At 65.6% G+C, this 24,314-nt stretch carries 21 protein-coding genes and 1 tRNA gene; 6 read left to right on the top strand and 16 right to left on the bottom strand.

All coding sequences use genetic code 11. From position 1 onward, the window contains the following. Positions 1-207: 207 nt before the first annotated feature. Positions 208-1,116: an energy transducer TonB gene (locus tag RT424_RS07830; protein ID WP_313435983.1), complete on the top strand. Its 909-nt coding sequence runs from the start codon at positions 208-210 to the stop codon at positions 1,114-1,116. A 189-nt stretch (positions 1,117-1,305) separates the two neighbouring features. On the opposite strand, the gene RT424_RS07835 is transcribed toward RT424_RS07830, so the two are convergent. The 6 genes from RT424_RS07835 to RT424_RS07860 form a co-directional block, all read right to left on the bottom strand. Then, a complete protein-coding gene (locus RT424_RS07835; RefSeq protein WP_313435985.1) occupies positions 1,306-1,857 on the bottom strand; it encodes a GNAT family N-acetyltransferase in 552 nt (183 codons plus the stop codon). Next, positions 1,854-3,074: a DUF445 domain-containing protein gene (locus RT424_RS07840; protein WP_313436165.1), complete on the bottom strand. Its 1,221-nt coding sequence runs from the start codon at positions 3,072-3,074 to the stop codon at positions 1,854-1,856. Before RT424_RS07840 ends, RT424_RS07835 begins: the two co-directional genes overlap by 4 nt. A gap of 99 nt (positions 3,075-3,173) precedes the next feature. Continuing rightward, positions 3,174-6,611: an efflux RND transporter permease subunit gene (locus tag RT424_RS07845; protein WP_313435987.1), complete on the bottom strand. Its 3,438-nt coding sequence runs from the start codon at positions 6,609-6,611 to the stop codon at positions 3,174-3,176. 14 nt (positions 6,612-6,625) lie between these two features. Further along, on the bottom strand, positions 6,626-7,855 hold the full coding sequence (locus tag RT424_RS07850; protein ID WP_313435989.1) for an efflux RND transporter periplasmic adaptor subunit: 1,230 nt from the start codon (positions 7,853-7,855) through the stop codon (positions 6,626-6,628). A 372-nt stretch (positions 7,856-8,227) separates the two neighbouring features. After that, on the bottom strand, positions 8,228-8,527 hold the full coding sequence (locus tag RT424_RS07855; RefSeq protein ID WP_313436168.1) for a DUF1153 domain-containing protein: 300 nt from the start codon (positions 8,525-8,527) through the stop codon (positions 8,228-8,230). 2 nt (positions 8,528-8,529) lie between these two features. Continuing rightward, a complete protein-coding gene (locus tag RT424_RS07860) occupies positions 8,530-8,886 on the bottom strand; it encodes a hypothetical protein (protein WP_313435991.1) in 357 nt (118 codons plus the stop codon). Positions 8,887-9,072: 186 nt separating this feature from the next. Between RT424_RS07860 and mnmA the strand changes: the two genes are divergently transcribed. Beyond that, positions 9,073-10,251 carry a tRNA 2-thiouridine(34) synthase MnmA gene (mnmA, locus tag RT424_RS07865; protein ID WP_313435993.1) on the top strand — a complete coding sequence of 393 codons (1,179 nt, stop codon included), beginning with the start codon at positions 9,073-9,075 and terminating at the stop codon, positions 10,249-10,251. Here mnmA and RT424_RS07870 read toward each other — a convergent pair. Then, positions 10,248-10,658: a hypothetical protein gene (locus RT424_RS07870; protein ID WP_313435995.1), complete on the bottom strand. Its 411-nt coding sequence runs from the start codon at positions 10,656-10,658 to the stop codon at positions 10,248-10,250. The genes mnmA and RT424_RS07870 overlap by 4 nt on opposite strands. A gap of 32 nt (positions 10,659-10,690) precedes the next feature. On the opposite strand from RT424_RS07870, the gene RT424_RS07875 reads away from it, so the two are divergent. Next, positions 10,691-11,860, top strand: coding sequence for a serine hydrolase (locus RT424_RS07875; RefSeq protein ID WP_313435997.1), 1,170 nt, complete (start codon positions 10,691-10,693; stop codon positions 11,858-11,860). A gap of 76 nt (positions 11,861-11,936) precedes the next feature. Here the strand turns inward: RT424_RS07875 and RT424_RS07880 are convergent, their stop codons facing one another. From RT424_RS07880 to RT424_RS07920, 9 genes are all read right to left on the bottom strand, one after another. Next, entirely contained in the window at positions 11,937-12,353 is a 417-nt protein-coding gene (locus tag RT424_RS07880; protein ID WP_313435999.1) for a DUF3035 domain-containing protein, read from the bottom strand. Positions 12,354-12,357: 4 nt separating this feature from the next. Continuing rightward, positions 12,358-12,891 carry a signal peptidase II gene (gene lspA, locus RT424_RS07885; protein WP_313436001.1) on the bottom strand — a complete coding sequence of 178 codons (534 nt, stop codon included), beginning with the start codon at positions 12,889-12,891 and terminating at the stop codon, positions 12,358-12,360. Continuing rightward, positions 12,888-15,800: an isoleucine--tRNA ligase gene (gene ileS / locus RT424_RS07890; protein ID WP_313436003.1), complete on the bottom strand. Its 2,913-nt coding sequence runs from the start codon at positions 15,798-15,800 to the stop codon at positions 12,888-12,890. The genes lspA and ileS overlap by 4 nt, the downstream gene beginning before the upstream one ends. 148 nt (positions 15,801-15,948) lie before the next feature. Next, complete coding sequence (locus tag RT424_RS07895; RefSeq protein ID WP_313436005.1) at positions 15,949-16,893, bottom strand: bifunctional riboflavin kinase/FAD synthetase; 945 nt, start codon at positions 16,891-16,893, stop codon at positions 15,949-15,951. Positions 16,894-16,905: 12 nt separating this feature from the next. Beyond that, positions 16,906-17,391 carry a dihydrofolate reductase gene (locus RT424_RS07900; RefSeq protein WP_313436007.1) on the bottom strand — a complete coding sequence of 162 codons (486 nt, stop codon included), beginning with the start codon at positions 17,389-17,391 and terminating at the stop codon, positions 16,906-16,908. A gap of 7 nt (positions 17,392-17,398) precedes the next feature. Continuing rightward, a complete protein-coding gene (locus tag RT424_RS07905; RefSeq protein WP_313436009.1) occupies positions 17,399-18,463 on the bottom strand; it encodes a 5-(carboxyamino)imidazole ribonucleotide synthase in 1,065 nt (354 codons plus the stop codon). 25 nt (positions 18,464-18,488) lie between these two features. Next, positions 18,489-18,977, bottom strand: a complete 489-nt coding sequence (gene purE / locus RT424_RS07910) for a 5-(carboxyamino)imidazole ribonucleotide mutase (protein WP_313436011.1) — start codon at positions 18,975-18,977, stop codon at positions 18,489-18,491. A 1-nt stretch (position 18,978) separates the two neighbouring features. Continuing rightward, positions 18,979-19,665 (bottom strand): 2,3-diphosphoglycerate-dependent phosphoglycerate mutase, encoded by a 687-nt coding sequence (gene gpmA / locus RT424_RS07915; protein ID WP_313436013.1) that lies wholly within the window; start codon positions 19,663-19,665, stop codon positions 18,979-18,981. A 77-nt stretch (positions 19,666-19,742) separates the two neighbouring features. Then, positions 19,743-19,931, bottom strand: coding sequence for a hypothetical protein (locus RT424_RS07920; RefSeq protein WP_313436015.1), 189 nt, complete (start codon positions 19,929-19,931; stop codon positions 19,743-19,745). A gap of 157 nt (positions 19,932-20,088) precedes the next feature. Between RT424_RS07920 and RT424_RS07925 the strand changes: the two genes are divergently transcribed. The 3 genes from RT424_RS07925 to RT424_RS07935 all read left to right on the top strand — a co-directional run bounded on the left by RT424_RS07925 (position 20,089) and on the right by RT424_RS07935 (position 24,296). Continuing rightward, positions 20,089-20,163, top strand: a tRNA-Thr gene (locus RT424_RS07925). 198 nt (positions 20,164-20,361) lie between these two features. Beyond that, positions 20,362-23,187: a TonB-dependent receptor gene (locus RT424_RS07930; RefSeq protein WP_313436017.1), complete on the top strand. Its 2,826-nt coding sequence runs from the start codon at positions 20,362-20,364 to the stop codon at positions 23,185-23,187. Next, the gene (locus tag RT424_RS07935) at positions 23,187-24,296 is read left to right on the top strand and encodes a phytase (RefSeq protein WP_313436019.1); all 1,110 of its coding nucleotides are present in this window, start codon (positions 23,187-23,189) and stop codon (positions 24,294-24,296) included. The genes RT424_RS07930 and RT424_RS07935 overlap by 1 nt, the downstream gene beginning before the upstream one ends. Positions 24,297-24,314 lie beyond the last annotated feature (18 nt).

The raw sequence follows: 24,314 nt of genomic DNA on the forward strand, positions 1-24,314 counted from the left end.
GCCTCGTCGCGGACCTGTTCACTGCCGTGCCGGAACTTACCGGCAAGCTTTGAGCGGCGTTAAAATCGTGAAATGATGCGAACCCCGGCCCGAAACGGCCGGGGTTTTGCGTTTCGGGCATTAGACGACGATAGGCGATTATTCTTGCCATGTCCGGCCCGGCCCATAATGTCCTTCGCAAATTTCATGCATATGCAAGGACTTGGCATGAGCAGATCCTATTCCGCAGCGCTGGTTGCCATGGCAGCGGTCACTTTGACTTCCGCGCCCGCCATGGCCGAGACCACGGTGCTGACGGCCAGTTCGCCCTGGCAAATGGACAATGGCGCCGACTCGTGCAGCCTGAAGCGGGGATTCGGCACGCCGGACAATCCGGCGCTTCTGGAAATCGAGCGCCTGGGCCCCGGCGATCGGTTCTACCCCACGATCACCGGCAGGGCCTTCAACGGTCTGGCCGAATCGTCGAATCTCGTGCTCAAGACCGGGCCTGACGGCGCTAAGCCGATCGCCGATCGATTCACCGTTGCGGATGCGCCGATTGAGGGCGGCGGCAAGCTCACCGCCCTGATTTTCTCCGCCACGACCTGGAACGGCTTTACGCAGGACGATCAGGCTCCCGCGCCGGTGACGCCTGAGCGTGAAGCGGCGATCACTTCCCTGATCGTGTCCTGGAGCGACAAGGCGGTTCAGCTGGGGACGGGTTCGCTGGGCAAGGCCATGGCGGCGATGCGCGAATGCACGGACCGACTGGTGCGTTCGTGGGGCCTCGATCCCGCGCAGCAGGCGGGCCTTTCCGCCCACCCGGTGCCGAAGAGTTCGCCCGATACCTGGATCGCGGCCAACAGCTATCCCTTCGGCGCGGACAATCGTCATCGTCCCGGCCTTACGCGCGCGCGCCTGTTGGTCGACGCTTCCGGTACGGTTAGCGGATGTACGGTGGTGGACAATTACGGTGACGCGGCTTTCGCGGCCGCGGCCTGTGAACAGATGGCGTCGAAGGCAGCTTTCTCGCCGGCGCTCGATCAGGCCGGCAAGCCGGTGGCGTCCTACTATCAGGCCAGCATCCGCTGGAAAGTGCGCCGCCCGATGAAGCAAGTCGGTCAGCGCCGCCGCTGACGCATATCCATTCCGGCTCGGAATAGGCGGGCCAGGTGCAAGGGGTGAGGTTTGTACTCGATCCCCGCTACGCAGATCATCCCTGGGTTTAGTCGTGATGATCTGGGAACTGGCCCGTGTTTCGGTTTAGCCGTTTGATCCGAGAGCGGTCGAACGGCGCGTGGCCGATTGCGCGCCTGCGGCTCTCGGTCAGTCGGCACCGCGTTCGAACAGGTTGACGATCACCGCATGGCCATCCTCGCCGATGTCATGGCTGCCGCAAGCGGTGAAGCCCAAGGCAGCGGCCACGCGCTCCGAGGCGCGGTTGCCTTCCTCGATCATGCAGGCGATCCGGCGCGGTCCGTGCGCGGCGTCGAACCACGCGAGCGCCGCCTGCATGACTTCCTTGGCCAGTCCCTGACCCCAATGGTCCTTGCGGACGATCCAGCCTGCTTCCGGCATGTCGTCCATGCCCTTGCCGAAGCCGCGCCAGGTGTGAAACACGCCGCAGTTGGCGATAATCTCGCCCCTGCCATGCTGTCGTACCGCGAAAGTGCCATAGCCGTAGAGCGCCCAGGATCCGCCATTGCGCTGGAGGCGCTCGAACACGCCCTTCGCTTCGGGCTGGGCCGGTCCCAGGTAACGGCGTGTTTCCTCATCCGCGATCAGGCGGATCATGTCGTCCAGGTCGCTCGCCTGCGGCTTCCAGAGTTCGAAGCGCTCGGTGACGATCGCCGGCCCGTCCGCGGCTGACAGGCTCACAGCCACTGGTCTACGACATGGATGCAGACGCCGAACAGGCCGCCGACCAAGGTTCCGTTGATGCGGATGAACTGGAGATCGCGGCCAACCGCGCCCTCGATGCGATCGGTGACGGTGCGGGCATCCCAGCGCTTCACGGTTTCCGACACGAGCCTCACGATTTCCCCCCCATAGCGCGACACCACGCCGACCAGCGTGCGACGGGCGAAGCGGTTGACCATGTATTGCAAGCGAACATCCTGGCCAAGCGCCAGCCCCAGTTGGGCCAGGCTTTCGCCCAGCGCTCCGGAAAGCGCCTGATCGGGATTGCGCACGGCCTTGAGCAGCGCGGCGCGCGTGCGTTCCCACATGCCTTCCCACCACGCCGCCAGCGCCGGGTTTTCGAGCAGGTCGTTCTTGATGCGCTCGACCTTCGCCTGGGTCTCGGGATTGTGGCGAAGGTCGTGGGCGAGGCGGGCAAGGGCTTCGTCGATCCTGGCGCGCAAGGGATGATCGGGCTGCACGATCACTTCGGCCAGCAGGCGGTAGGCGCCGTCCAGAACGCCGTTGGCGAGCCTCTCGTCGAGCCCGGTCCAGCGCATGATGGTGTTGGCGCGCTGGTGGATCATCTCGCGGATCATCGGCTCATTGGCCTCGATCGCTTCTCCGATCTTGCGCAGCACGCTTTCCAGAAGGGGCAGGTGGCGCTGGTCGGCGATGGCGTTCGAGAGCATCTGGCCCAGCAGGGGCGCCGCCTCGATCTTCTCCAGCTGGCGCCGCAGGCCGGTCTTGACCATGCCGCCCATCTGCTCGGGATCGAGCGATTCCAGCACGTCCCCCAGCAGATTCGCCGCGCCGGCGCGGATTCGGGACTGCTCCTCGCGCGCCGGATTCGCCAGGAAGCTTCCGGCGGCCGCCGCTAGGTTGAAGCCACGCAGGCGCCGGGCGACCACTTGGGGGGTCAGGAAATTGTCCCGCAGGAACGTCGCCATCGAATCGGCGATGCGGTCCTTGTTGTCGGGAATGATCGCGGTGTGCGGGATCGGAAGACCGAGGGGATGCCGGAACAACGCCGTCACCGCGAACCAATCGGCCAGGCCACCCACCATCGCCGCTTCGGTAAACGAAATCGCATAGCCCAGCGGCACGCTCCATTCGGGGTGGAGCAGGGCGAGGCGGCGGAGCACGACGAAAGCTGCCGCCATGAACAGCAGCAGCCCCGTCGCGAACAATCGCATGCGCCGGGCCCGATCGGTGGTGATCGCGCCCGGCCGGAAAAAGTCTTGCCGTGCCACGGAGATGCTACGTTTGAGGGCCGGCAATGTTCCTCCTGAGCGTTATTCGGCCGCGATCGGCTGAGGGATGGCGGCCGTGCCATGGACCGTTTCATGGGCGTGATGCGGCTCGAAAGTGAGCAGCTTGCGCCGCAACCACGGGCCGAGCCGCTTCTCGAAGCCATCGGCCAGACTGAAGGCGGCCGGGACGATCACCAACGTCAGCGCGGTGGACAGCAGCAGGCCACCGATCACGGTGATGCCCATGGGCGCGCGCCAGGCGGCGTCGCCCGAGAGCGAGATGGCGGTGGGCACCATGCCCGCCGTCATGGCGACGGTGGTCATGATGATCGGCTGGGCACGCTTGTGCCCGGCGTCCATGATTGCGGTCAGCTTGTCGACGCCCTTTTCCATCTCCTCGATCGCGAAGTCGATCAGCAGGATGGAGTTCTTGGCGACGATGCCCAGCAGCATCAGGATGCCGATGTAGACCGGCATCGAGATCGGCTGGCCGACGATCACCAGCGCCAGCAGGCCACCTAGCGGCGCCAACAGCAGCGAGGCCATGTTGACCAGCGGCGAGACGAAGCGGCGATAGAGCAGCACCAGCACGGCGAAGACCAGGAAGATCCCGCTGATCACAGCGATGACGAAGCTGCTGACCATTTCGGCCTGCCACTTGTCCTCACCGACAGGCGCGTTGGAAACACCGGTCGGCAGATTCTTCATGATCGGCAGATTCTGGATCTGCTCCATGATCGGCCCCTTGACCTGGCCTTCACCGAGATCGGCGCCCACGAAGATGCGGCGGGACTGGTTGTAGCGCTGGATCTGGGTGGGGCCGGCGCCGAAGCGAATCTCGGCCACGCGCTTGAGGGGGACGGAGCCGCCGCTCGCCGTGGTGACCGGGAGGTTCTCGATCGTCGAGAAATCCCGACGCGACGAGCGGGCAAGGATGACGCGGATCGGCACCTGCCGGTCGCTCAGCGAGAACTTGGCGGCGTTCTGGTCGATTTCGCCCAGGGTGGCGATGCGGATCGTCTGGCTGAGTGCGGCCGTCGTGACGCCGAGCTGGGCGGCAAGGTCCAGCCGCGGCACGATCACCAGTTCGGGGCGCTGGAGGTCGGCCGCGATGCGCGGGGCGATGACGCCGGGAACTGTGCGCATCTGGTCGGCCAGCGTCTGCGCGGTCTTGTAGAGCATCTCCGAATCGCTGCCGGAAAGCATGACCGAGATGTCGCGGCCGCTGCCGAAGCCGCCCGACTGGGTGGCGAAGGTTACGCGTGCGTCGGCGATGTCCTGGAGCTGGGGCGCCATCCGGCGTTCGAACTCGATGCTGGTGGTCTTGCGCTGGTCGGCGGGCTTGAGCGCGATGTAGAGCGAGCCCCTCGCCTCGCGAGAGGCTTCCAGGATGTGCTGCACTTCGGGTTGCGCTTCCAGCAGTCGCGTCACCTTGCCAGCCACGGCGGCGGTCTGTTCGATCGTGGTGCCGGGCACCATCTCCAGGTTGACGGTGCTGGTGTCGTTGTTGGTGTTCGGCTGGAACTGCGAAGGCAGGCCCGCGAGCAGGGCGAACGTAAGCACCAGGGCGTAGATGCCGGCGCAGAACGCGTAGAAGCGGTGGTCGCGCATGCGGGCGGCGGCGCGGTCCGAGAAATAGCGATACCATGTGCCGAAGCCGCCAAGGGCGCCCAGCACGGCTTTCAGCGCCGCGCCGAGCAGGAAGATGACGACGGGGACGACCAGCGGCGCCACTACGGCTGCGAGCACCAACGCCGCCTTGTCGAGACCCGCCTTGGTCAGAACGGCCTGCGCTCCCATGAAGAGCAGCGAGGCCGCGCCGAGTCCGGCAGCCAGGATCGCGACGAAGGCCATGGTGGCGACGAGATAGTACCACCAGCGCGCCGGTGCCCTGACGAGGCGGGCCTTCAGGCGATGCGCCTCGCTGGAGTCGAGCGTCCAGGCCAGTACCTTCAGGTACAGGTCCATGCCCCGGCCGCCGCCATGTTCGGCATGGCCGTGCGCCTTGAGGAAGTAGGCGGCGACCATCGGCGTGATGAGGCGGGCCACGGCGAGGCTCATCAGCACGGCGGCCACGACGGTAAGGCCGAATGCCTTGAAGAACTGGCCGGGAATGCCGGGCATCAGGCCCACCGGCAGGAACACGGCGACGATCGAGAAGGTGGTGGCGACCACGGCCAGGCCGATCTCGTCCGCCGCGTCGATCGAGGCCTGATAGGCCGACTTGCCCATGCGCATGTGGCGCACGATGTTCTCGATCTCGACGATCGCGTCATCCACCAGCACGCCCGCGACCAGGCTGAGGGCCAGTAGCGAGAGGAAGTTCAGCGTGAAGCCCAGCATATCCATGAACCAGAAGGTCGGGATCGCCGAAAGCGGGATGGCGATGGCGGAAATCATCGTCGCGCGCCAGTCGCGCAGGAAAAGGTAGACGATGACGATCGCCAGCACGGCGCCTTCCACCAGCGCTTCCATCGAGCTGGTATATTGGCCCTTGGTATAGTCCACGTCCGAGAACAACCGGGTGATGTGGATGTTCGGGTTTTCCTTGCGGATCTTGTCCAGCGCCTTTGCGGCACCATCGTAGACGGCGACGTCAGATGCGCCGAGTGCACGGGTGAAGCCGAAGGTCACGACCTCGCGGCCGCGCAGCTTGGCGATGCGGGTCTGCTCGGAATAACCGTCATAGACCTTGGCGATGTCCGACAGCTTGACCTGCCGTCCGTTGCCCAGGTTGATGCGCGTCTGCGAGAGCTGGAAGGCGTCCTGGGCATTGCCGAGAACGCGGACGGACTGTCGGGAACCGGCGATTTCCGCCTGGCCGCCGGCCGCGTCGGTATTCACCTGGCGCAGCACGCCGTTGATGTCGTTGGCGGTGAGACCCAGCGCGATCAGCCGCTCCGGATCGACGACGACGCGGATTTCGCGATCGACGCCGCCGTTGCGCTCCACCGAGGACAGACCCTCGATCGAGAGCAGGGTCTTGGAGATCGTATCGTCGACGAACCAGCTAAGCTGCTCCATCGTCATGTCGTCGGCACTGACGGCGTAATAGGCCAGATTGTCGCCGTTGGCCTCGATCTTGGTGACCATCGGCTCCAGAATGCCATCCGGCAATTGCCCGCGAACCTGATCGACGGCGTTCTTGATCTTGTTGGTGGCGACGTCGGGATCGGTGCCCACGGTAAAGAACACCAGAGTGGTCGAGGTGCCTTCGGAGGCGGTGGACTGGATTTCCTCGATGCCCGGCACGGATCGTACCGCGCCCTCGATGATCTGGGTGATCTGCGTCTCGATCTCCGTAGGCGCGGCGCCGGGCTGCGAGATCATGACGTGGACGCCGGGGAATTCGACGTCCGGCATGTTGTTCACGTCCATGCGCATGAACGAGACGACACCGGCGATCATCACGCCGATGAAGAAGACGATCGGAATGATCGGGTTGCGGATCGACCAGGCCGAGATGTTGCGGAGGCTCATGGTGTTCTATCCGCTCAATCGGACGCTTTGGTCAGGCGGGGCTTGACCTTGTCGCCTTCGTTGAGGAACCCGCCTGCGCGCAGGACGACCTTTTCGCTGCCGTCGAGACCGGACTTCACGGTGATGCCGCGGGCTGTGACCAGACCGGTCTGCACCGCGCGGCGGTGCACGACGTCCTTGGCATCGACGATGTAGACGAACGAACCCTTGTCGTCGTTCTGGATTGCGGATTCAGGCAACACCGGGGCTACCGTCTGGCCGCTGTTGATCACGGCGCTGGCGAAGCCGCCGGGACGCAGTGCGGAATTGAAGGGCAGGGCGATTCGGGCGATGCCCTGACGATTGGTGGCGTCGATGATCGGCGCGATCTGCCAGACCTGGCCGGTGAAGCTCTCGCTGCTGCCGGTGGGCGTCACGCGCGCTTCCACGCCGACGCGCATCCTGGCCAGATCGTCCTCGCTGAGCTGGGCGAGCAGTTCCATCTCGCCGCCCTTGGCCAGGCGGAACAGGACCGCACTGCCGCCGCCGACGACCTGGCCCAGTTCGACATTGCGCTCCAGCACCAGACCGGCGGCAGGGGCGACGATGTTGAGGCGGGCGGTCTGCGCCTCGAGCTGGCCCAGCGTCGCGCGTGCAACGCGAACCTGAGCCACGGCGGAATCGCGGGTGGCGGTGAGGCGATCGACATCGGCAGCGGAGATGAATCCGCGGTCGACGAGCTTGAGGGCGCGGTCGAGATTGGCCTGTGCGATGCGGGCGTCGGCCTGGGCCACCGCGACCTGGGCCGACTGGCTGGCCTGCTGCTGCGACTGGACCGAACGGTCGATCACGGCAAGGATTTGGCCCTGGGAAACCCAGTCGCCCGGCTCCACCAGCACGGAGCGTACCTGGCCGCCTTCGCCGACCGATCCGACCGGCATCGGCCGACGCGCGGCCAGCGAACCCGTGGCGGTGATTTCACCCTGTACCGACGCTCGGCCCGGCACCACGACAGTGACGGCAGGCATCTGGACGTCGGTCGTGCCGGTCTTCTCGGCCTTGCCGCCGTGCCCGGCAAACCAGATGCCGATCGCCACCGCGATCGCGACGACGATGGCGATCAGCCACCAGCGGCGCGAACCGGCGCTCTGCCCGTCCTGCTCCGGAAAAGCTTCGCCGCCCGAGCTTGCACCAGTGCCAGAGCCTGCTCCAGCGGTAGCCAACCCGTTGTTCTCCGTCACGTCTATCCTGCTGTCGTAATTCATCGTGTCACCGCAAAGACTGCGATTGCCCCCAATCCCCGAATGCCTTGCGCCTGTATCGTCTGCGATTTTCAAAGTCGCGCGGGGACAGCCGTAAGACATCATCTGCCGCCGGAGCACGAACACACGGGCTCGTGCCGCTGCGACGGCCAAATTTCCTGCGAATGGACATATACCTGCGGTGGACGGGTGGCAATCGACAGTCGTCCTGATGCAGACCCGGATCGACCAGCGTCGGTGCCAGGGTTATGACAGTAACCCTCCGCTCGGTCTGCATTTTCTTTATATAACCTCGGGCCGTTATACGTAAAAGCGGCGCCGAACCGAGGTCCGCCGCCGCTTCGAGATCCATTGCGGACCTAATAGGTAGTGCGCTCAATACTTTTGCTGGCGCTCGTACAGGTCGCGATAGTGCTGGATGCGCGTCACGCGCAGGCCCTGCATTCCCGACCGGTCGACAGCCCGCTGCCACGACGCGAATTCCTCAAGCGTCAGCTGGTAGCGATCGCAGACCTCGTCGATCGTCAGCAGGCCGCCATTCACGGCCGCCACCACTTCCGCCTTGCGACGCACGACCCAGCGCGTGGTGTTCGCCGGCGGCAGCGATTCTAGCGTCAATGGTTCGCCGAGCGGCCCGATCACCTGGGCAGGACGGATTTTCTGGTTCTCGATCATCATCACCCTCGTACGCCGGTGCTGGGAATGCCGGCGACGGAAAGGACATTGGCCTGCGCTGGCTTGCGATTGCCTGAAGCATTTGGGTTAACAGTTATTGAGACTGGCGCATACGTATGAATCACTGAGGCCACCGTACCGGCGAAGCTGCCGAACCGGTGAAGACGCGCCGCAGCGGACGTGTGGTCGAGTGCGGCACGCAGATCGTGCGCGGCAAAAAGTCGAGAACGCAAGGCATACCAATCTATTGGCCAGTCTATCGGCCGATCCATTTGCAGATCGAGCGACATGAACGCCTCGCCGTCGCGACCCGACGCATGGCCTGCTTTGCAGGTTTCATGATCATGAGCGATGTTCATGCGGACCGTTTGTAGCGCGGTTTGGTCAATGGACGGTAAACTCGGGGCTAACGAAATTTTAACTATCATTAACGCGCTCTTCGCCATGAACCTTAACCGCGGGACCGGAGGCAGCAGCGGCGCGGATCGCTGCCGATGATGGTTGAGAGGTAGGAATCCGCAGCATTCGGCTGTATGGGGCGCGTCATGACCGCCCTTTCCGATCTTGAAGGACTGGTGGCCGGCCTCGACCCCGCCACGCTGTTCCAACTGCCCGCGCCGCTTTCCGCGCGCCGTATCGTCGTTGCCATGTCGGGCGGCGTCGACAGTTCGGTCGTTGCCGCGCTTGCCGCCGCGACCGGCGCCGAAACCATCGGCGTGACGCTCCAACTGTACGACTATGGTGCCGCCACCGGCCGCAAGGGCGCCTGCTGCGCGGGCGACGACATCCGCGACGCGCGCGCGGTGGCCGATCGCCTGGGCATCGCCCACTACGTATTCGACCACGAGAGCGCCTTTCGCGAGGAAGTGGTCGAGCGCTTCGCCGACGACTACATGGCGGGCCGCACCCCGATCCCCTGCATCCGTTGCAACATGGGCCCCAAGTTCACCGACCTCCTGACGATGGCCCGCGACCTTGGCGCGGATTGCCTCGCCACCGGCCACTACGTGCGCCGGGTCGAGGGGCCGGCAGGATCGGAACTGCACCGTGCCTTCGACCCCGCGCGCGATCAGAGCTACTTCCTCTACGGCACCACCGAGGCCCAGCTCGACTTCCTGCGCTTTCCTCTCGGCGGGCTGCCGAAAAGCGAGACGCGGCGCCTGGCCGAAGCGGCGGGCCTGCGGGTTGCGGACAAGCCGGACAGCCAGGACATCTGTTTCGTGCCCGATGGCGACTATGCGAAGATCGTGCGTGCGGTCCGTCCCGAGGGCGAGGCGCCGGGCGAGATCGTCCACGCGCTGACCGGCGAAGTGCTCGGCACCCATCGCGGCATCATCCACTACACGGTGGGACAGCGCCGCGGGCTGGAGATCGGCGGGCAGCCCGAGCCGCTTTATGTGGTGCGGATCGATGCACCGGGGCGGCGGGTCATGGTCGGCCCGCGCAGCCTGCTGGGAGTCGCCGCCGCCATCGTCACCGAGACCAACCGCATCGGCCCGCTTCCCGACGCGCCGCTCACCGCCAAGGTCCGCTCGCTGGCGAAGCCGGTGCCGATCACCCTTGAGGGTCCGTTCGGCGGCGGTGCGGAGACGAAGATCCGTTTCCATGCTCCCGAATATGGCGTGGCGCCGGGGCAGGCTGCGGTGATCTATGCCGGGGATCGGGTGGTCGGCGGCGGCTGGATCGAAGGAACCGAGGCTGCGATCCCGCTCGACGGGAACTAGTTCCAGGCTTCGAGCTGGCAGCCGCGATCCGCGGCGAAGCTCGCGCTTTGGCTGGCTAGCAGCGGCACGCTGGCCGTGACGGTGCGGGTTTCGGCATCTTCCGAAAGCGAGAGCAGCGACGCCGTCCGTCCCAGCCCGGCGAGGGCGATGCGGCTCTTGCACGTTCCCAGTTCCTGCCGGGAAACGAAGCGGCAGGCGCAGGCCACCTGGGCGCCGTAGGACGTGCTCACCATCGCCTCCTGGCGCAGGCCGCGCCAGGAGAAGGCGAGGAGCAGCGCCAGCATCACCAGCCCGATCAGAAGGAGGTTGCGCAGCCAGCGCGACGGCTGGCGCACCGGATAGGCGCCGCCCGGCGTGCCCTGCGTACCGGGGCTGTCCCCGGTCCTGTAGCTGGTGCCTGTTGCCATATTCCCGCGCCTCGCACATCACACCGCGCGTCATGCCGGTGCGCCGTCCTCCCCTTATCCTTGCCCTTTCCCTGGTGCCAGCCCTGGCGCTGAGTGCGCTGGCGGGCTGTGGACAGGATGCGCCGCAAGGCCCGCCGCCGCCGAGCGCCGAATCGCAGGCCGCGATCAAGGACGACGGCGGTGCGCCGCGCGCTGCGCTCGGCCGCGCCATCGATGGCCTGTTCGCCGAGGACGTGGGACGCACCCAAGCCTTGGTGGTGATGAAGCGCGGATCGGTGATAGCCGAGCGCTACAGCGACGGCGTGAAGCCGGAAACGGCTCTGGATGGCTGGGCCATGGGCCAGTGCGTCACCGCGCTGATGGTCGGCCAGTTGGTCAGCGACGGACGGCTGCGCCTGGCGGAATCCGCGCCGATCCCGGCCTGGCAGCGTCCCGGCGATCCGCGTGGCGAAATTACGCTGAAGCAGTTGCTACAGATGCGCTCCGGCCTGCGTCATTCCGAATCGGGCGCGTCGGTACCGGGCGGTTCGGCAGGGCAGTCCGACCGCATGCGGATGCTTTATCTCGATGGCCGAGACGACATGGCGGCCTATGCCGAGGCACAGCCGCTGGAGGCTCCGGCGGGTGCGCGATTCGTCAACAGCGCGGCGACGCCGGTCATCCTGTCGGATCTTGCGGCGCGGGCGCTGTCTCCCGATCGCAATCCCGACCGTCGCCGCAAGGCAGTGGGCGACTATTTGCGCAATCGCGTGTTCACGCCGCTGGGAATGTCTTCGGCGAGCGCCGGTTTCGATCGATCGGGCACGATGGTGGGCTCGGCTTCGGTCCACGCTTCAGCGCGGGACTGGGCGAAGCTGGGCGAGTTCCTGCGCCACACCGGTTCCATTCAGGGCGCACAGATCCTGCCGCGCCGATGGGTGCAGTTCATGCTCGAACCCTCGCCCCGCAATCCCGGCTATGGCGCCGGGGTCTGGCTTAACCGGACCAAGGCGAAAGCCGGACCGGCCGGTGATGAGGTGCTGTTCCCGGGGATGGCGCCCGGCAACGTCTTCGCCTGTCTGGGAGAGTACGGCCAATATGTGATCGGTTCGCCCGACCAGCTGCTCACGGTCGTGCGCCTGGGAGAGAGCGATGCCGAGCAGCAGCGGCTGGTGCACGACCGGCTGGGCAAGCTTTTGGCGATGTTCCCCGGCGGCCTTTGAAAGCTTATCGTCGATACGAAAAGGGCCGGAGCGGCGTGTGCCGCTCCGGCCCTTTTCACGTCGACCGAAGGTAGGTTCAGCCTTCGATGGTGGTCTGCGCGTCGCGGCCGTCACCTTCGGGTGCGGCCAGGATCGCGCGGGTCACCTGACCCTTGGCGACGGTATAAGTACCCGGATCGCCAACCGTCGAGCGAATGGCGGGTTCGGACGGACCTGCCATGCTGAGCGTGGACTTTTCGATATCGCTGCGGGCCTGCGGGCCGCCGAACAGGGCATCGAGCGCCTGCTGCTGCACGTTCTCGTCCGAGGGGCGAGGCTGGCCCTGCTTCGGCGGGGCCAGCGAGAAATCGGGCGGCACCACCAGCGGCGACTGGCGCTGCACGGCGAATTCGTCCGGACGATTGTGATTCAGCAGGCCGCTGCTGCCGCAGCCGGACACGAGCACCGCGCCGGCGGCGACGAGAATCAGGGCTCCGGTTTTCTTAAAGGGCATCAATTCAAATCTCCGGGGCGGCGTCAGCCGTCGTGTCGCGTCCGCCATTCGTTTCCGGCTTGTCGCGCGAAAGCAGTGAGCGGGCAAGGATAATCAGGACGCCGACGGTGATGGCGACGTCTGCGATGTTGAAAATGAGAAACGGGCGCCATTCGCCGAAATGGAGGTCGGCGTAATCGATCACGAAGCCCATGGTGAAGCGGTCGCGGATATTGCCGAGCGCTCCGCCCAGCACCAGGGCCAGGGCAGCGATCTCGCCCAGCTTGCGCTCGCGCAGCATCCAGATGAGGACGAACAGGGCGATCGCGCCGGTCATCGCCACCAGCGCCCAGCGACCTTCCGGCGAATCCGCCGTAAACAGGCCCAGCGAGACGCCCAGGTTCTTGGTCCAGCGCAAGTCGAAGAACGGCGCGATCTCGATCACGCCGACGTCGCGCAGCTTGAGGCCGGAAACCACCCAGGCCTTGAAGCCCTGGTCGATCATGAAGACCACCGCGGCGATCAGCAGGCCGATGAGGCGTTTGCGCCAGAGAGTCACGCTTCGGTCTCCAGCGCGCCGACGACATCGTCGCAGCGGTCGCAAAGGTCGCCGTCTTCCGAGACTTCGGGAAGGTGGCGCCAGCAGCGGCCGCACTTGTGGTCGGTGGAGGGCGTGACGGTCACGTCGTCTCCCTGCCCACGCGCGACTTTCGCGGTGATGAACAGTTCGGCCAGATCGGCATCAGAGGCACTGGCAGGCGCCGAGGCCGGAACCGTGACTTCGGCGGCGAGGCTGGAGCCGACGATCTTCTCGCGGCGCAGCGGTTCGATGGCTTCGGTCACCTTCACGCGCAAGGCGCGCAGTTCGCTCCAGCGAGCGGCATCGGCTGCCACGACCGGAACCACCGGCCATTCGAGCAGGTGCACGCTCTGGCTGCCGGGGAAGCGGCTCTGCCAGACTTCCTCGGCAGTGAAGACGGTGACCGGCGCGGCATAGCGGACCAGTGCGTGGAACAGCGTGTCCAGCACGGTGCGATAGGCGCGGCGCTTCGGGTCCGAAGGGGCATCGCAGTAGAGGCAGTCCTTGCGGATGTCGAAGAAGAAGGCCGAGAGGTCTTCGTTGCAGAAATCCAGCAGGGTGCGGACGTAAGTGTTGAAGTCGAAGTCCGCGACTGCCTTGCGCAGCGTGGCATCTACGCTCGCCAGCAGCGAAAGCACGTAGCGTTCCAGCTCGGGCATGTCCGAAACCGGCAGCTTCTCTTCGTCGGAGAAGCCATCGAGCGCGCCCAGCAGGTAGCGCAGGGTGTTGCGCAGCTTGCGGTACTGGTCGGCCACGCCCTTCAGGATTTCGTCACCGATGCGGTGATCTTCGGTGTAGTCCACCGAGAGCGCCCAGAGGCGAATGATGTCGGCGCCGTTGGTCTCCATCACCTTGATCGGGCTGATGGTGTTGCCCAGCGACTTCGACATCTTGAAACCCTTGGCATCCATCGTGAAGCCGTGGGTCAGGACCGCCTTGTACGGCGCATGGCCGCGCGTGGCGCAGGATTCGAGCAGCGAGGACTGGAACCAGCCGCGATGCTGGTCGCTGCCTTCCAGATAGAGATCGGCGGTGGGGCCGATGTGATCCTCGGCGGGCACCAGTTCGGGCCAGCGGCCGGATTCGAGCACGAAAGCGTGGGTCGAGCCGGAATCGAACCAGACGTCGAGAATGTCGACGACGCGCTCGTAGTCATCGGCGCTGTACTTGGTGCCGAGGTATTCCTGCGCGCGGGCATCCGACCAGGCATCGACGCCGATCTCGCGGATGGCGTGGATGATGCGGGCGTTCACTTCGGCATCGACGAGGTATTCGCCGGACTTGCGGTCGACGAACAGCGTGATCGGCACGCCCCAGGCGCGCTGGCGCGAAAGCACCCAGTCCGGGCGGCCTTCGACCATGGCGCCGATGCGGTTGCGGCCCTTTTCGGGGATGAAGCGCGTTTCGGCGATGGCGTCCAGCGCGGCTTCGCGCAGGGTGGGCGAGGCTTCGGCGGTCTCGTCTTGCGGGTCGATGGCGCCGCCTTCGCCTTCCCAGCGGCGCTCGGCGCGGGTCTTGGAGGGCAGGTGGCCGAGCACCTTGTCCATCGGCACGAACCACTGCGGGGTGCAGCGGAAAATCACCTTGGCCTTCGAACGCCACGAGTGCGGGTAGGAGTGCTTGTAGTCGGCCGAAGCCGCCAGCAGCGCGCCAGCCTCGCGAAGGTCCGAGCAGATCGGGCCGTCGGGGGCGTTGAACTTGGGGTTGATGACCGAACCCTGGCCGCCGAGCCAGCCCCAGTCCTCGCGATACTTACCGTCGGCCTCGACCACGAACTTGGGGCCGATGCCGTTGGCCTTGCAGAGCAGGAAGTCGTCCTCGCCGTGGTCGGGCGCCATGTGGACGAGCCCGGTGCCGCTCTCGGTGGTGACGAAATCGCCCGCGAGCAGCGGACGCGGCTCCGCGAAGAAGCCGCCCAGCGCGTGCATCGGGTGGCGGGCGAGCGTTCCGGCGAGTTCGGCGCCGCGATACGTGCCCAGCGCATATTCGGACAGGTCGGCATCACCGATCATGTTCTCGGCCACCGGGCCGAGGCCGCTGCGCGCGAAGAACGCCTCCAGCAGCGGCACCGCGATCAGGAAGCGGCGGCCGTCATGGGCGCGATAGTGGTGGTACTCAACCTCAGGCCCATAAGCGAGCGCCTGGTTGGTCGGGATCGTCCACGGCGTGGTCGTCCAGATCACCGCATAGGCACCGACCAGTTCCTCGATCGGCGATTCAGTGATTTCGAAAGCAACGTCGATCTGGGTCGAGACGATGTCCTCGTACTCGACTTCGGCTTCGGCCAGCGCCGTCTTCTCGACCGGGCTCCACATCACCGGCTTGGCACCGCGATAGAGCATGTCGTGTTCGGCGAACTTCAGCAGTTCGGTGACGATGGTGGCTTCGGCCTGGAAGTCCATGGTGAGGTAGGGCTTGTCCCAGTCACCGTTGACGCCAAGACGCTTCAGCTGCTCGCGCTGCACGTTCACCCAGTTCTGGGCATAGGCGCGGCATTCGGCGCGGAATTCCTCGGCGGGAACCTCGTCCTTGTTCTTCTTCTTCTTGCGGTACTCTTCCTCGACCTTCCACTCGATGGGCAGGCCGTGGCAGTCCCAGCCGGGGACGTAGGGTGCGTTCTTGCCCAGGAGGGTCTGGGTGCGCACCACCATGTCCTTGAGGATATGGTTCAGCGCGTGGCCGATGTGCATGTCGCCGTTCGCGTAAGGCGGGCCGTCATGCAGCACGAACTTCTCGCGGCCCGCGCGCGCTTCGCGGGTCTTGGCGTAAATGTCCTGTTCCTGCCAGCGCGCAAGAATACCCGGCTCCTTCTGCGGGAGCCCGGCCTTCATGGGGAAATCGGTCTTCGGAAGGAAGACGGTCGCTCTGTAATCGCGCTGTTCGGTCATATGCGCTGCGCACTAGAACAAATGCGCGGCGGTTGGAAGTCTGTCATATCGTCGTCCCGGACCTGATCCGGGACCGCTGGCCAAGCCGCCCCCACGTTGCAGTGTCATCCTGCGAGGTGGCGTCTAAAGTTTTGCCAGCGGTCCCGGATCAAGTCCGGGACGACGGGTGCTGCGACAGCAACTCCCGCGCCCGGTCGCAATCGCGGTTCATCTGCGCAACCAGTTCGTCCAGAGAATCGAACTTGGCCTCTGGCCGCAGGAAGTGGTGAAAAGCCACCTCGATCTCCTGTCCGTAGAGATCGCCGGAAAAATCGAAAAAGTAAGGTTCCAGCAGCTCGATCGGCGGCTCGAAGGTCGGACGAACACCCATGTTGGCGGCACCGGGGAGCACGCGGCCATCGGGCAGGCGGCCGGTCACGGCGTAGATGCCGTAGCGCGGGCGCAGGTAGTGCTGCATGTCGAGATTGGCGGTGGGGAAGCCGATGGTCCGGCCCAGCTTGCCGCCGTGCTGCACCTCGCCGCGCACTGCGAAAGGACGGGTGAGCAGGCGCGTCGCCGTTTCGCACTCGCCCAGCTTCAGCGCATCGCGGATGCGGCTGGAGGAGACCACGCCCTCGTCGTCATGGACCGGGCCGACGGTGCGGCCGATCAGACCGAAGCGCGCGCCCACTTCGCGCAGAACTTGCGGATTGCCGCCGCGTCCCTTGCCGAACGTGAAATCCTCGCCGGTGACGACACCGACGCAGCCGAGCTGATGGCCGAGCACCTGCTCGATCCAGTCCGGCGCCGACATTTCCGCCATGGCACGGTCGAAGTGCAGCACGAGCATGGCGTCAGCACCGGCGGCTGCGAACAGATCCTGCCGCTGGTCCAGCGTAGTGAGGCGAAAGGCGGGCGCATCGGGCTTGAACAGGCGCACCGGATGCGGATCGAACGTTGCGACCACGGCCGGGCGGCCCAACTCGCGCGCCCAGCGGATCGCCTCGCCCACCACGGCCTGGTGGCCTTGGTGGAATCCGTCGAAATTGCCGAGCGCCAGCACGGCGCCGCGCATGGCTTCGGGAATGGCTTCGCGGTTGTCGAGACGAATCATGGCGGATCGAGCCTATAGGTCGCGGACCAGCGTGACGAAAGCATGCGCCGGAAATTCGCCCGATGCCGCATGTTCCTCTCGCGCCGCTTCGCGCCATTCCGGGCCGGTTTCGGGCATTTCGGTATCGCCGGGATAGTCGGCGTGGATTTCCGTCAGCTCTATGCGGTGCGCCAGTTCCCGGAACAGGCCGTAGATTTCCGCGCCGCCGATCACGGCCACTTCTCCGCCACCCGCCAGCGCGAGTGCCTGTTCCACCGAATGCGCCACTTCCGCGCCCTCTGCGGACCACGCGGGATCGCGAGTCAGCACGATGTGGCGGCGACCGGGAAGGGGTGCGGGAAAGCTGTCGAAAGTCTTGCGGCCCATGATCATCGGCTTGCCGATGGTCATGGCCTTGAAGCGCCTGAGGTCGGCGGGCAGGCGCCAGGGCAGGGCGCCGTCGCGGCCGATCGTGCCATTGGCGGCGCGCGCGTAGATAAGGAAAATGTCCTGAGCCAAGGGCCGGTCAGTCGCGCTGGAAGGTCAGGCGGGTGACGTGGCCCATCTTGCGGCCGGGACGCGCGGCGCCTTTACCGTAGAGATGCAGGTGATTGGCAGGATCGCCAAGGATCGTAGCCCAGTCGTCGGCCTCATCACCGATCAGGTTGCGCATTTCCACGGCATCGGCGGCAAGCCCGGTATCGCCCAGCGGCAGCCCGCAGATGGCGCGAACGTGATTCTCGAACTGGCTGGTGACTGCGCCCTCGATGGTCCAGTGCCCGGAATTGTGGACGCGCGGCGCCATCTCGTTGAAGACGGGGCCGTTCTCGGTCGCGAAAAACTCCAGCGTCAGCACGCCCACGTAGTCCAGCGCGTCCGCCACTTTGGCCGCGAGTTCGCGTGCAGCGGGAACCTGTTCGAGTAGGCGCGCGGGGGCGGGCACGGTGCTGAGGGCGAGGATGCCGCCTTCATGCACGTTGTGGGCCGAATCGAAGTAGCGGATTTCGCCGTCGGCGCCGCGGCACAGGATCACCGAGAACTCCGCGAAGAACGTGACGAAACCTTCGTAGATCAGCGGCTGGGCGGGAAGGTCGAGGCCTTCCGCATCCTCGGGCGTCATAATGCGCCACTGGCCCTTGCCGTCGTAGCCGTCGCGCCGGGTCTTGAGGATGCCGGGCGCGCCGATCGCGGCGATGGCTTCGGCAAGATCGGCGGCGGAATCGACCGGGTGGAAGGGGGCAGGGGTGCCGCCGAGGTCCGTGACGAAGCGCTTCTCGTTGAGCCGGTCCTGCGCGGTTTCGAGCGCGCGGGCGTGCGCGAGCAGCGGCACGTCACCCAATGCGGCGAGCGGGCCGACCGGCACGTTCTCGAACTCGTAGGTGACGACGGCGCAGCCTGCCGCGAAGCGGGCCATGGCCTCGGCATCGTCCCACGCGGCGCAGGTGAACTCGGCGCTGACTTCCGCGGCGATCGAATCGGCTTCCGGGGCGTAGATGTGAATGCGGTAGCCGAGCTGGGCCGCAGCCATCGCGATCATCCGGCCGAGCTGGCCGCCGCCGAGAATGCCGATGGTTTCGCCGGGAGGAATCATCTTCAGGTGCTTGCTCGATATGAGGTCAGGAGGGACGTTCGGCGACGCTTGCCGTCTGGTCCGCGCGGAAGGTCTTGAGGCGCTCGGCCAGGGCCGGGTCGGAGGTGGCGAGGATCGCGGCGGCGAGCAGGCCCGCATTGGCCGCACCCGCCTCGCCGATCGCCAGGGTGCCGACCGGGATGCCGGCGGGCATCTGCACGATCGAGAGCAGGCTGTCCTGTCCCGAGAGCGCTTTCGATTGCACCGACACGCCGAGCACCGGGAGGTGCGTCATCGAGGCGATCATGCCGGGCAGGTGGGCGGCGCCACCCGCTCCGGCGATTACGACCTTGAAGCCTTCGCCGTCCGCACCCTTGGCGAAATCGACCAGGCGCTCCGGCGTGCGATGCGCCGAGACGATCCGGGCGTCATAGGCGACGCCCAGCTTGTCCAGCATCTCGGCCGCGCGGATCATGGTCGGCCAGTCGGACTGGCTGCCCATGACGATGGCAACAGGAGCCCCCACCCCGCTCATCTCAACGCTCCGACAGGTAGTAGCGGTCGAGCACCGCGAGATCGTCCGCTAGTTCGTAGACGATCGGTTGGCCGGTCGGGATTTCGAGGCCGGTGATCTCGTCGTCCGAGATGCCGGAAAGGTGCTTCACCAGCGCACGCAGGCTGTTGCCATGGGCGGAGATTAGCACGTCGGCCCCAGCCTTCAGGTGCGGCACGATCGAGCCTTCGTAGTAAGGCAGGACGCGGGCGATGGTGTCCTTGAGGCTTTCGGTCTGCGGCACGTCGATCCCGGCATAGCGCACATCGGTGGAGAGATCGAATTCGCTGCCGATTTCGAGGACCGGCGGCGGCGTGTCGAAGCTGCGGCGCCAGATCTTGACCTGATCGTCGCCGTGCTTCGCGGCGGTCTCGGCCTTGTTGAGGCCGGTGAGCCCGCCATAGTGACGCTCGTTGAGGCGCCAGTCCTTGGTTTCGGGGATCCACAGCAGGCCGGCGGCTTCCAGCGCGAGATGCAGGGTGCGGATCGCGCGTGTCTGGAGCGAGGTGAAGGCGACGGCAGGCGTAATGCCCTTTTCGCGCAGCAGGGTGCCGGCGGCGCGGGCTTCTTCCTCACCCTTTTCGGTGAGGTCTACATCCCACCAGCCGGTGAAGCGGTTTTCGAGATTCCATTGGCTCTGGCCGTGGCGGACGAGGATCAGGCGAGGCAAGGCGTACTCCCAGGTCTCAGCGGCGATCCCCTCGGGAAACGCCCGTTGGCAGACTGACTCTATGTCTGGCGCAGCCCCTAGCTTTCCGGCGCCGGTTTGGGAAGACCGCCCGATTCGTTTTCGCTGTCGTTCTTGTCGCCTGATTCGGAAGAGGGCGCGGAATCGCCGGTCACCGTGATCGCCCGCGCCTGAACCTTGCGGCGACGAAGATTTTCGCGGAGCTTCGCGGCTAGCCGTTCCTCGCGGGATTGCTGGGTTTGCGTCATGGACGGGGCGTCTTTCGAAGGGCCTTTGGTGAGGTCTGGAATGGCTTTCCGAAAAAGAATGCGCAAGTGGTGCTTGACAATCTGCCCGCCCCCAGACATTAGCGCGCCCCTGCCCCGGGTCGCCGGGACAAGCGCTTCCGCAAGGCGGAACTCAGGCGCTGCTGTAGCTCAGTGGTAGAGCGCGTCATTGGTAATGACGAGGTCGGGAGTTCAATCCTCCCCAGCAGCACCATTCTCCCCACATCGAGAATTGGTGATCCCGTAGAAAACTGCGGGTGTTCCACGTGAAAACGCGTTGGTTAAAACGTGGAACTGTGACTTTTTTGCTGCACCGCAGCGCTGTCACGAAAGTGCCATCCCAATGGCACCTAACTGTCACGAACCCTCCCTAGACGCGCCGCAAATCGTTGCAAAACAGGGTTCAAGTCACATGAAAACCTCCTTCCGGATCGTCGCCGGACTGCTGGCGTCGGCATCGTTCGCCACGATGGCCCATGCCGGTGAAGTCGCGGGCAGCGTTCATGACGCATCGGGCATCCGCCCCTTGCAGTCGGCCTCCGTTCGCATCGTCGAACTAAACCGCTCGGCCGAGACGGATCGCGGGGGCAACTTCATCTTCGGTGACGTGCCCGCTGGTACCTACACCCTGGAAGCGCGCTATGTGGGCGCCGAAGTGACCACGCAGTCGCTCACGGTTCCCGCGACCGGCCGCATCGCCGGCGACTTCAACCTGCCCGCGATCGGCGGCGGCGACATCCTCGTCACCGGCCAGACCGCGAACCTCACCAGCGCCCTGTCGCGCCAGAAGGCCGCCGATGGCGTCGTCTCGGTGCTGACGCGTGACGCCGTGGGCCAGTTCCCCGATCAGAACGTCGCCGAATCGCTGCGCCGCCTGCCGGGCATCAACATCCTCAACGACCAGGGCGAAGGCCGCTTCGTGGCCGTGCGCGGCCTCGATCCCAACCTCAACTCCACCTCGCTCAACGGTGTGCGCATTCCGGCGCCGGAATCGGATGTGCGTCAGGTGGCGCTCGACGTCGTTTCGTCGGACACTATCGAATCGGTGGAAGTGAAGAAGTCCTTCACCCCCGACATGGACGGCGACTTCATCGGCGCCTCGGTGGAGATCAAGACCACCAGCGCCTTCGATTCGAAGAAGAACCGCTACTCGCTGAACGCCGAAGGCAGCTGGAACGACTATTCGGGTAAGGTCACGCCCAAGGGCGCGTTCGACTTCACCCAGAAGCTGGGCGAGAACTTCGGCATCGCCGGCTCCGTCAGCTACTACAAGCGCAAGTTCGAGACCGACAACGTTGAAGCGGCGGACTGGACCCAGGACGACAACGGCAATGCCTATGCCGAAACCCTGGAATATCGCGATTACGACGTGGAGCGCACCCGCATCAACGCGGCGCTCTCGTTCGACTGGCGCGTTTCGGACACCACCAAGGCCTATGTGCGCGGCAACTGGGCGCAGTTCGACGATCATGAGTATCGCCGCCGCACCACCTTCGACTTTAGCGACTTCGGCGAAGCCAGCAGCGCGACCGCATCGACCGTGCGCTTCGACACCGCCGATCTCGACGATGGCGACAAGCTGACCATCGAGCGCGACCACAAGGACCGCTTCGAGCGCCAGCGCATCCGCTCGGTGGCGATCGGCAGCGACACCGATACCGGCACCTGGAAGTTCAACTGGCAGGGCAGCTATGCCAAGTCGACCGAGAAGGAGACTTTCTCGGTCGATCCCAGCCGCTACACCGCCGAGTTCGAGAACGATTCGGGCGTCGCCATCGACGTGAACAACGGCAACAAGTTCTTCCCCGCCTATTCCGTGGCCAACGGCGCGGCATCGGTGAACGACGCAAGCAACTACGGGTTCGACCGCCTCGAACTGACCACCCTGTCCGACAGCCAGGATGAGGAATGGGCCGCCAAGGCCGACCTCGCCCGTACTTTCGCCGGCGACAATGGCGACTTCACCGTGCAGGGCGGCGTCAAGGCGCGCTGGCGCAAGAAGTCCTACGACTTCAACATGAGCCGCTTCGACGGCTATGACGGCGACTACACGCTGGCCGATGTGCTGGGCAAGCAGACCTACCGCCTGCTCGACATGGGCCCCGTGGCCAGCAAGCGCGGCCCGGCCGACTTCTACCGCGCCAACGAGGACGGCTTCGAATACAACGATGTCGACAGCCTGATCGACAGCTCGACCAGCGACTACTCGGTGCGCGAGGATATCCTGGCCGGCTACCTGCTCGGCCGCTGGGACTCGGCCACATTGCGTGTGATCGGCGGCGTGCGCGTGGAACGCACCTATAACAAGCTCAACGGTAACCTCGTCGCGGTAAGCGAACAGGAAGACCCGACCGATCCGGACGAGACGATCTCGGTCGTCGACGTTTCGGGCGTGGGCTACGAGCGCAACTACACCAACTGGCTGCCCAGCCTGACCCTGCGCTGGAGCCCGCAGAGCAACCTCGTCGCCCGCGCGGCCGGTTACAAGACGGTGGTGCGGCCCAAGCTGGCCGACCTGGCGCCGCGCTACAGCATCAACGAGGACGGTGAGGCCGAGTTCGGCAACCCCTACCTCAAGCCTTACCAGGCCTGGAACTTCGATGCCGGGTTCGACTATTACTTCACGAACAACGGCGCGATCTCGTTCGGCGGCTTCTACAAGTCGATCAAGGACTACACCTACAGCGCCTTCTCCAGCGAAGAGGGCACCTTCAACGGGGTGGACTACACCGAGCTGCGCACCCCGGTGAACGGCGACACCGCGACCATCGCGGGCCTGGAAGCCAGCTACAGCCAGGTCTTCTCGATGCTGCCCGCGCCGTTCGACGGCCTGCTGACCCAGTTCAACTACACCTACACTTACGCGCGCGGCACCGTGTTGGACGATGACGGCGTGGCCCGCCGCATCTCGCTGCCGGCATCTTCGAAGAACACGTTCAACGTCGTGCTCGGCTATGAGAAGGGCCCGGTCAGCCTGCGCGCCGCCGGTACCTTCCGCGACAAGTATCTGGACGAAGTGGGCGGCGCCCCGGACCAGGATCGCATCGTCAACCAGCACTTCCAGCTGGATCTCTCGGCCAAGTTCAAGGTCACCGAGAACGTGCGCCTCTTCGCGGACTGGGTGAACGTGAACAACGCCAAGTTCTACGCCTATCAGGACTTCGCCGGTTCCAAGCGTCTCCTCCAGTACGAGGAATACGGCTCGACCGTGAAGTTCGGCGCGAAGGTGACCTTCTGATGAAGGCGCCTTTCACGACTATCGCCGATATCGTGAAGCAGGGGTCGGGAGCATTGCTCCCGGCCCTTCTGCTTGCCGGCTGCGCAACCACGGGCGGAGCGCCCGCTGCGATCAGGCTGCCGGCCATCGACGTGCCCGCGCAGGCCGAGACCGATCCGGTGGGCACCCCCAATGCCGACGCGGCGGACGATCCGGCGATCTGGCGCAATGCCGCCGATCCCGCCTCCAGCCTGATTCTGGGCACCGACAAGAAGGCGGGACTCTACGTCTACGGTCTCGACGGCAAGGTCCGCGATTTCGCGGCGGCTGGCGCGCTCAACAACGTGGACTTGCGCGAAGTGCGCATGGCCGATGGCTCCAAGCGCATCCTGGTGGGCGCGAGCGACCGTACCGACAAGGCCGAGCCGCGCATCGCTCTGTTCAACTTAGACGGGACCAGCGGCAAGCTCACCGCTCTGGGGGCTGAAGCCTTCCTGCCTGCCGGACATGCTCCGGCCGAGGCTTACGGCTTCTGCATGGGCGATGCCCTTGCCCGTGACGAACTCGCGCGGGCCTATGTCGTGCTCAAGGACGGCTCGGTGGCGGAAAGCCGGCTGGTCGAGAAGGGCGGCCGGATCGCGGCGGACTATGTGCGGCTGGTGAAGTTCGCGACCCAGTCGGAAGGCTGCGTAGTCGACGATGCGGGCAAGGTGCTGTTCGTGGCGGAGGAAGATGTGGGCATCTGGAAGGTGCCACTCGCCGGAGCGACGCTGGTGGCCGAACCGTTTGCGCGGGTAGGGGCGCAGGACGGCCTCGTGGCCGATGTCGAGGGCCTTGCCGTGGCGCGCGAAAGCGGCGGACGGGCATGGCTGGTGGCATCGAGCCAGGGCGACAATGCCTATGCGCTGTTCGATCTATCCACGGGTAAGCTATCGGGACGTTTCCGCATCGAGGGCGGCACGATCGGCGGCACCAGCGATACCGACGGCATCGAAGTCATGCTGGGCGACTTCGGGCCGCAGTTCCCCGAAGGGCTGATGGTCGCGCAAGACGGCAACAATGCGCCGAAGGCCCAGAACTTCAAGATGCTGTCCTGGCGCTCGATCCGCACCGCGCTGGGAATCGAATGACATGATGCGCCGGCTTGA

The organism is Novosphingobium sp. (assembly GCF_032093395.1).
Taxonomy (GTDB): Bacteria; Pseudomonadota; Alphaproteobacteria; order Sphingomonadales; family Sphingomonadaceae; genus Novosphingobium.

Excerpts from the sequence above, each read along its gene's own strand:
- RT424_RS07830 (WP_313435983.1), top strand. The coding sequence starts at position 208 with ATGAGCAGATCCTATTCCGCAGCGCTGGTTGCCATGGCAGCGGTCACT.
- RT424_RS07840 (WP_313436165.1), bottom strand. The coding sequence starts at position 3,074 with ATGCGATTGTTCGCGACGGGGCTGCTGCTGTTCATGGCGGCAGCTTTC.
- RT424_RS07845 (WP_313435987.1), bottom strand. The coding sequence starts at position 6,611 with ATGAGCCTCCGCAACATCTCGGCCTGGTCGATCCGCAACCCGATCATT.
- RT424_RS07850 (WP_313435989.1), bottom strand. The coding sequence starts at position 7,855 with ATGAATTACGACAGCAGGATAGACGTGACGGAGAACAACGGGTTGGCT.
- RT424_RS07855 (WP_313436168.1), bottom strand. The coding sequence starts at position 8,527 with ATGATCGAGAACCAGAAAATCCGTCCTGCCCAGGTGATCGGGCCGCTC.
- RT424_RS07860 (WP_313435991.1), bottom strand. The coding sequence starts at position 8,886 with ATGAACATCGCTCATGATCATGAAACCTGCAAAGCAGGCCATGCGTCG.
- mnmA (WP_313435993.1), top strand. The coding sequence starts at position 9,073 with ATGACCGCCCTTTCCGATCTTGAAGGACTGGTGGCCGGCCTCGACCCC.
- RT424_RS07870 (WP_313435995.1), bottom strand. The coding sequence starts at position 10,658 with ATGGCAACAGGCACCAGCTACAGGACCGGGGACAGCCCCGGTACGCAG.
- RT424_RS07875 (WP_313435997.1), top strand. The coding sequence starts at position 10,691 with ATGCCGGTGCGCCGTCCTCCCCTTATCCTTGCCCTTTCCCTGGTGCCA.
- RT424_RS07880 (WP_313435999.1), bottom strand. The coding sequence starts at position 12,353 with ATGCCCTTTAAGAAAACCGGAGCCCTGATTCTCGTCGCCGCCGGCGCG.
- ileS (WP_313436003.1), bottom strand. The coding sequence starts at position 15,800 with ATGACCGAACAGCGCGATTACAGAGCGACCGTCTTCCTTCCGAAGACC.
- RT424_RS07895 (WP_313436005.1), bottom strand. The coding sequence starts at position 16,893 with ATGATTCGTCTCGACAACCGCGAAGCCATTCCCGAAGCCATGCGCGGC.
- RT424_RS07905 (WP_313436009.1), bottom strand. The coding sequence starts at position 18,463 with ATGATTCCTCCCGGCGAAACCATCGGCATTCTCGGCGGCGGCCAGCTC.
- purE (WP_313436011.1), bottom strand. The coding sequence starts at position 18,977 with ATGAGCGGGGTGGGGGCTCCTGTTGCCATCGTCATGGGCAGCCAGTCC.
- RT424_RS07920 (WP_313436015.1), bottom strand. The coding sequence starts at position 19,931 with ATGACGCAAACCCAGCAATCCCGCGAGGAACGGCTAGCCGCGAAGCTC.
- RT424_RS07930 (WP_313436017.1), top strand. The coding sequence starts at position 20,362 with ATGAAAACCTCCTTCCGGATCGTCGCCGGACTGCTGGCGTCGGCATCG.
- RT424_RS07935 (WP_313436019.1), top strand. The coding sequence starts at position 23,187 with ATGAAGGCGCCTTTCACGACTATCGCCGATATCGTGAAGCAGGGGTCG.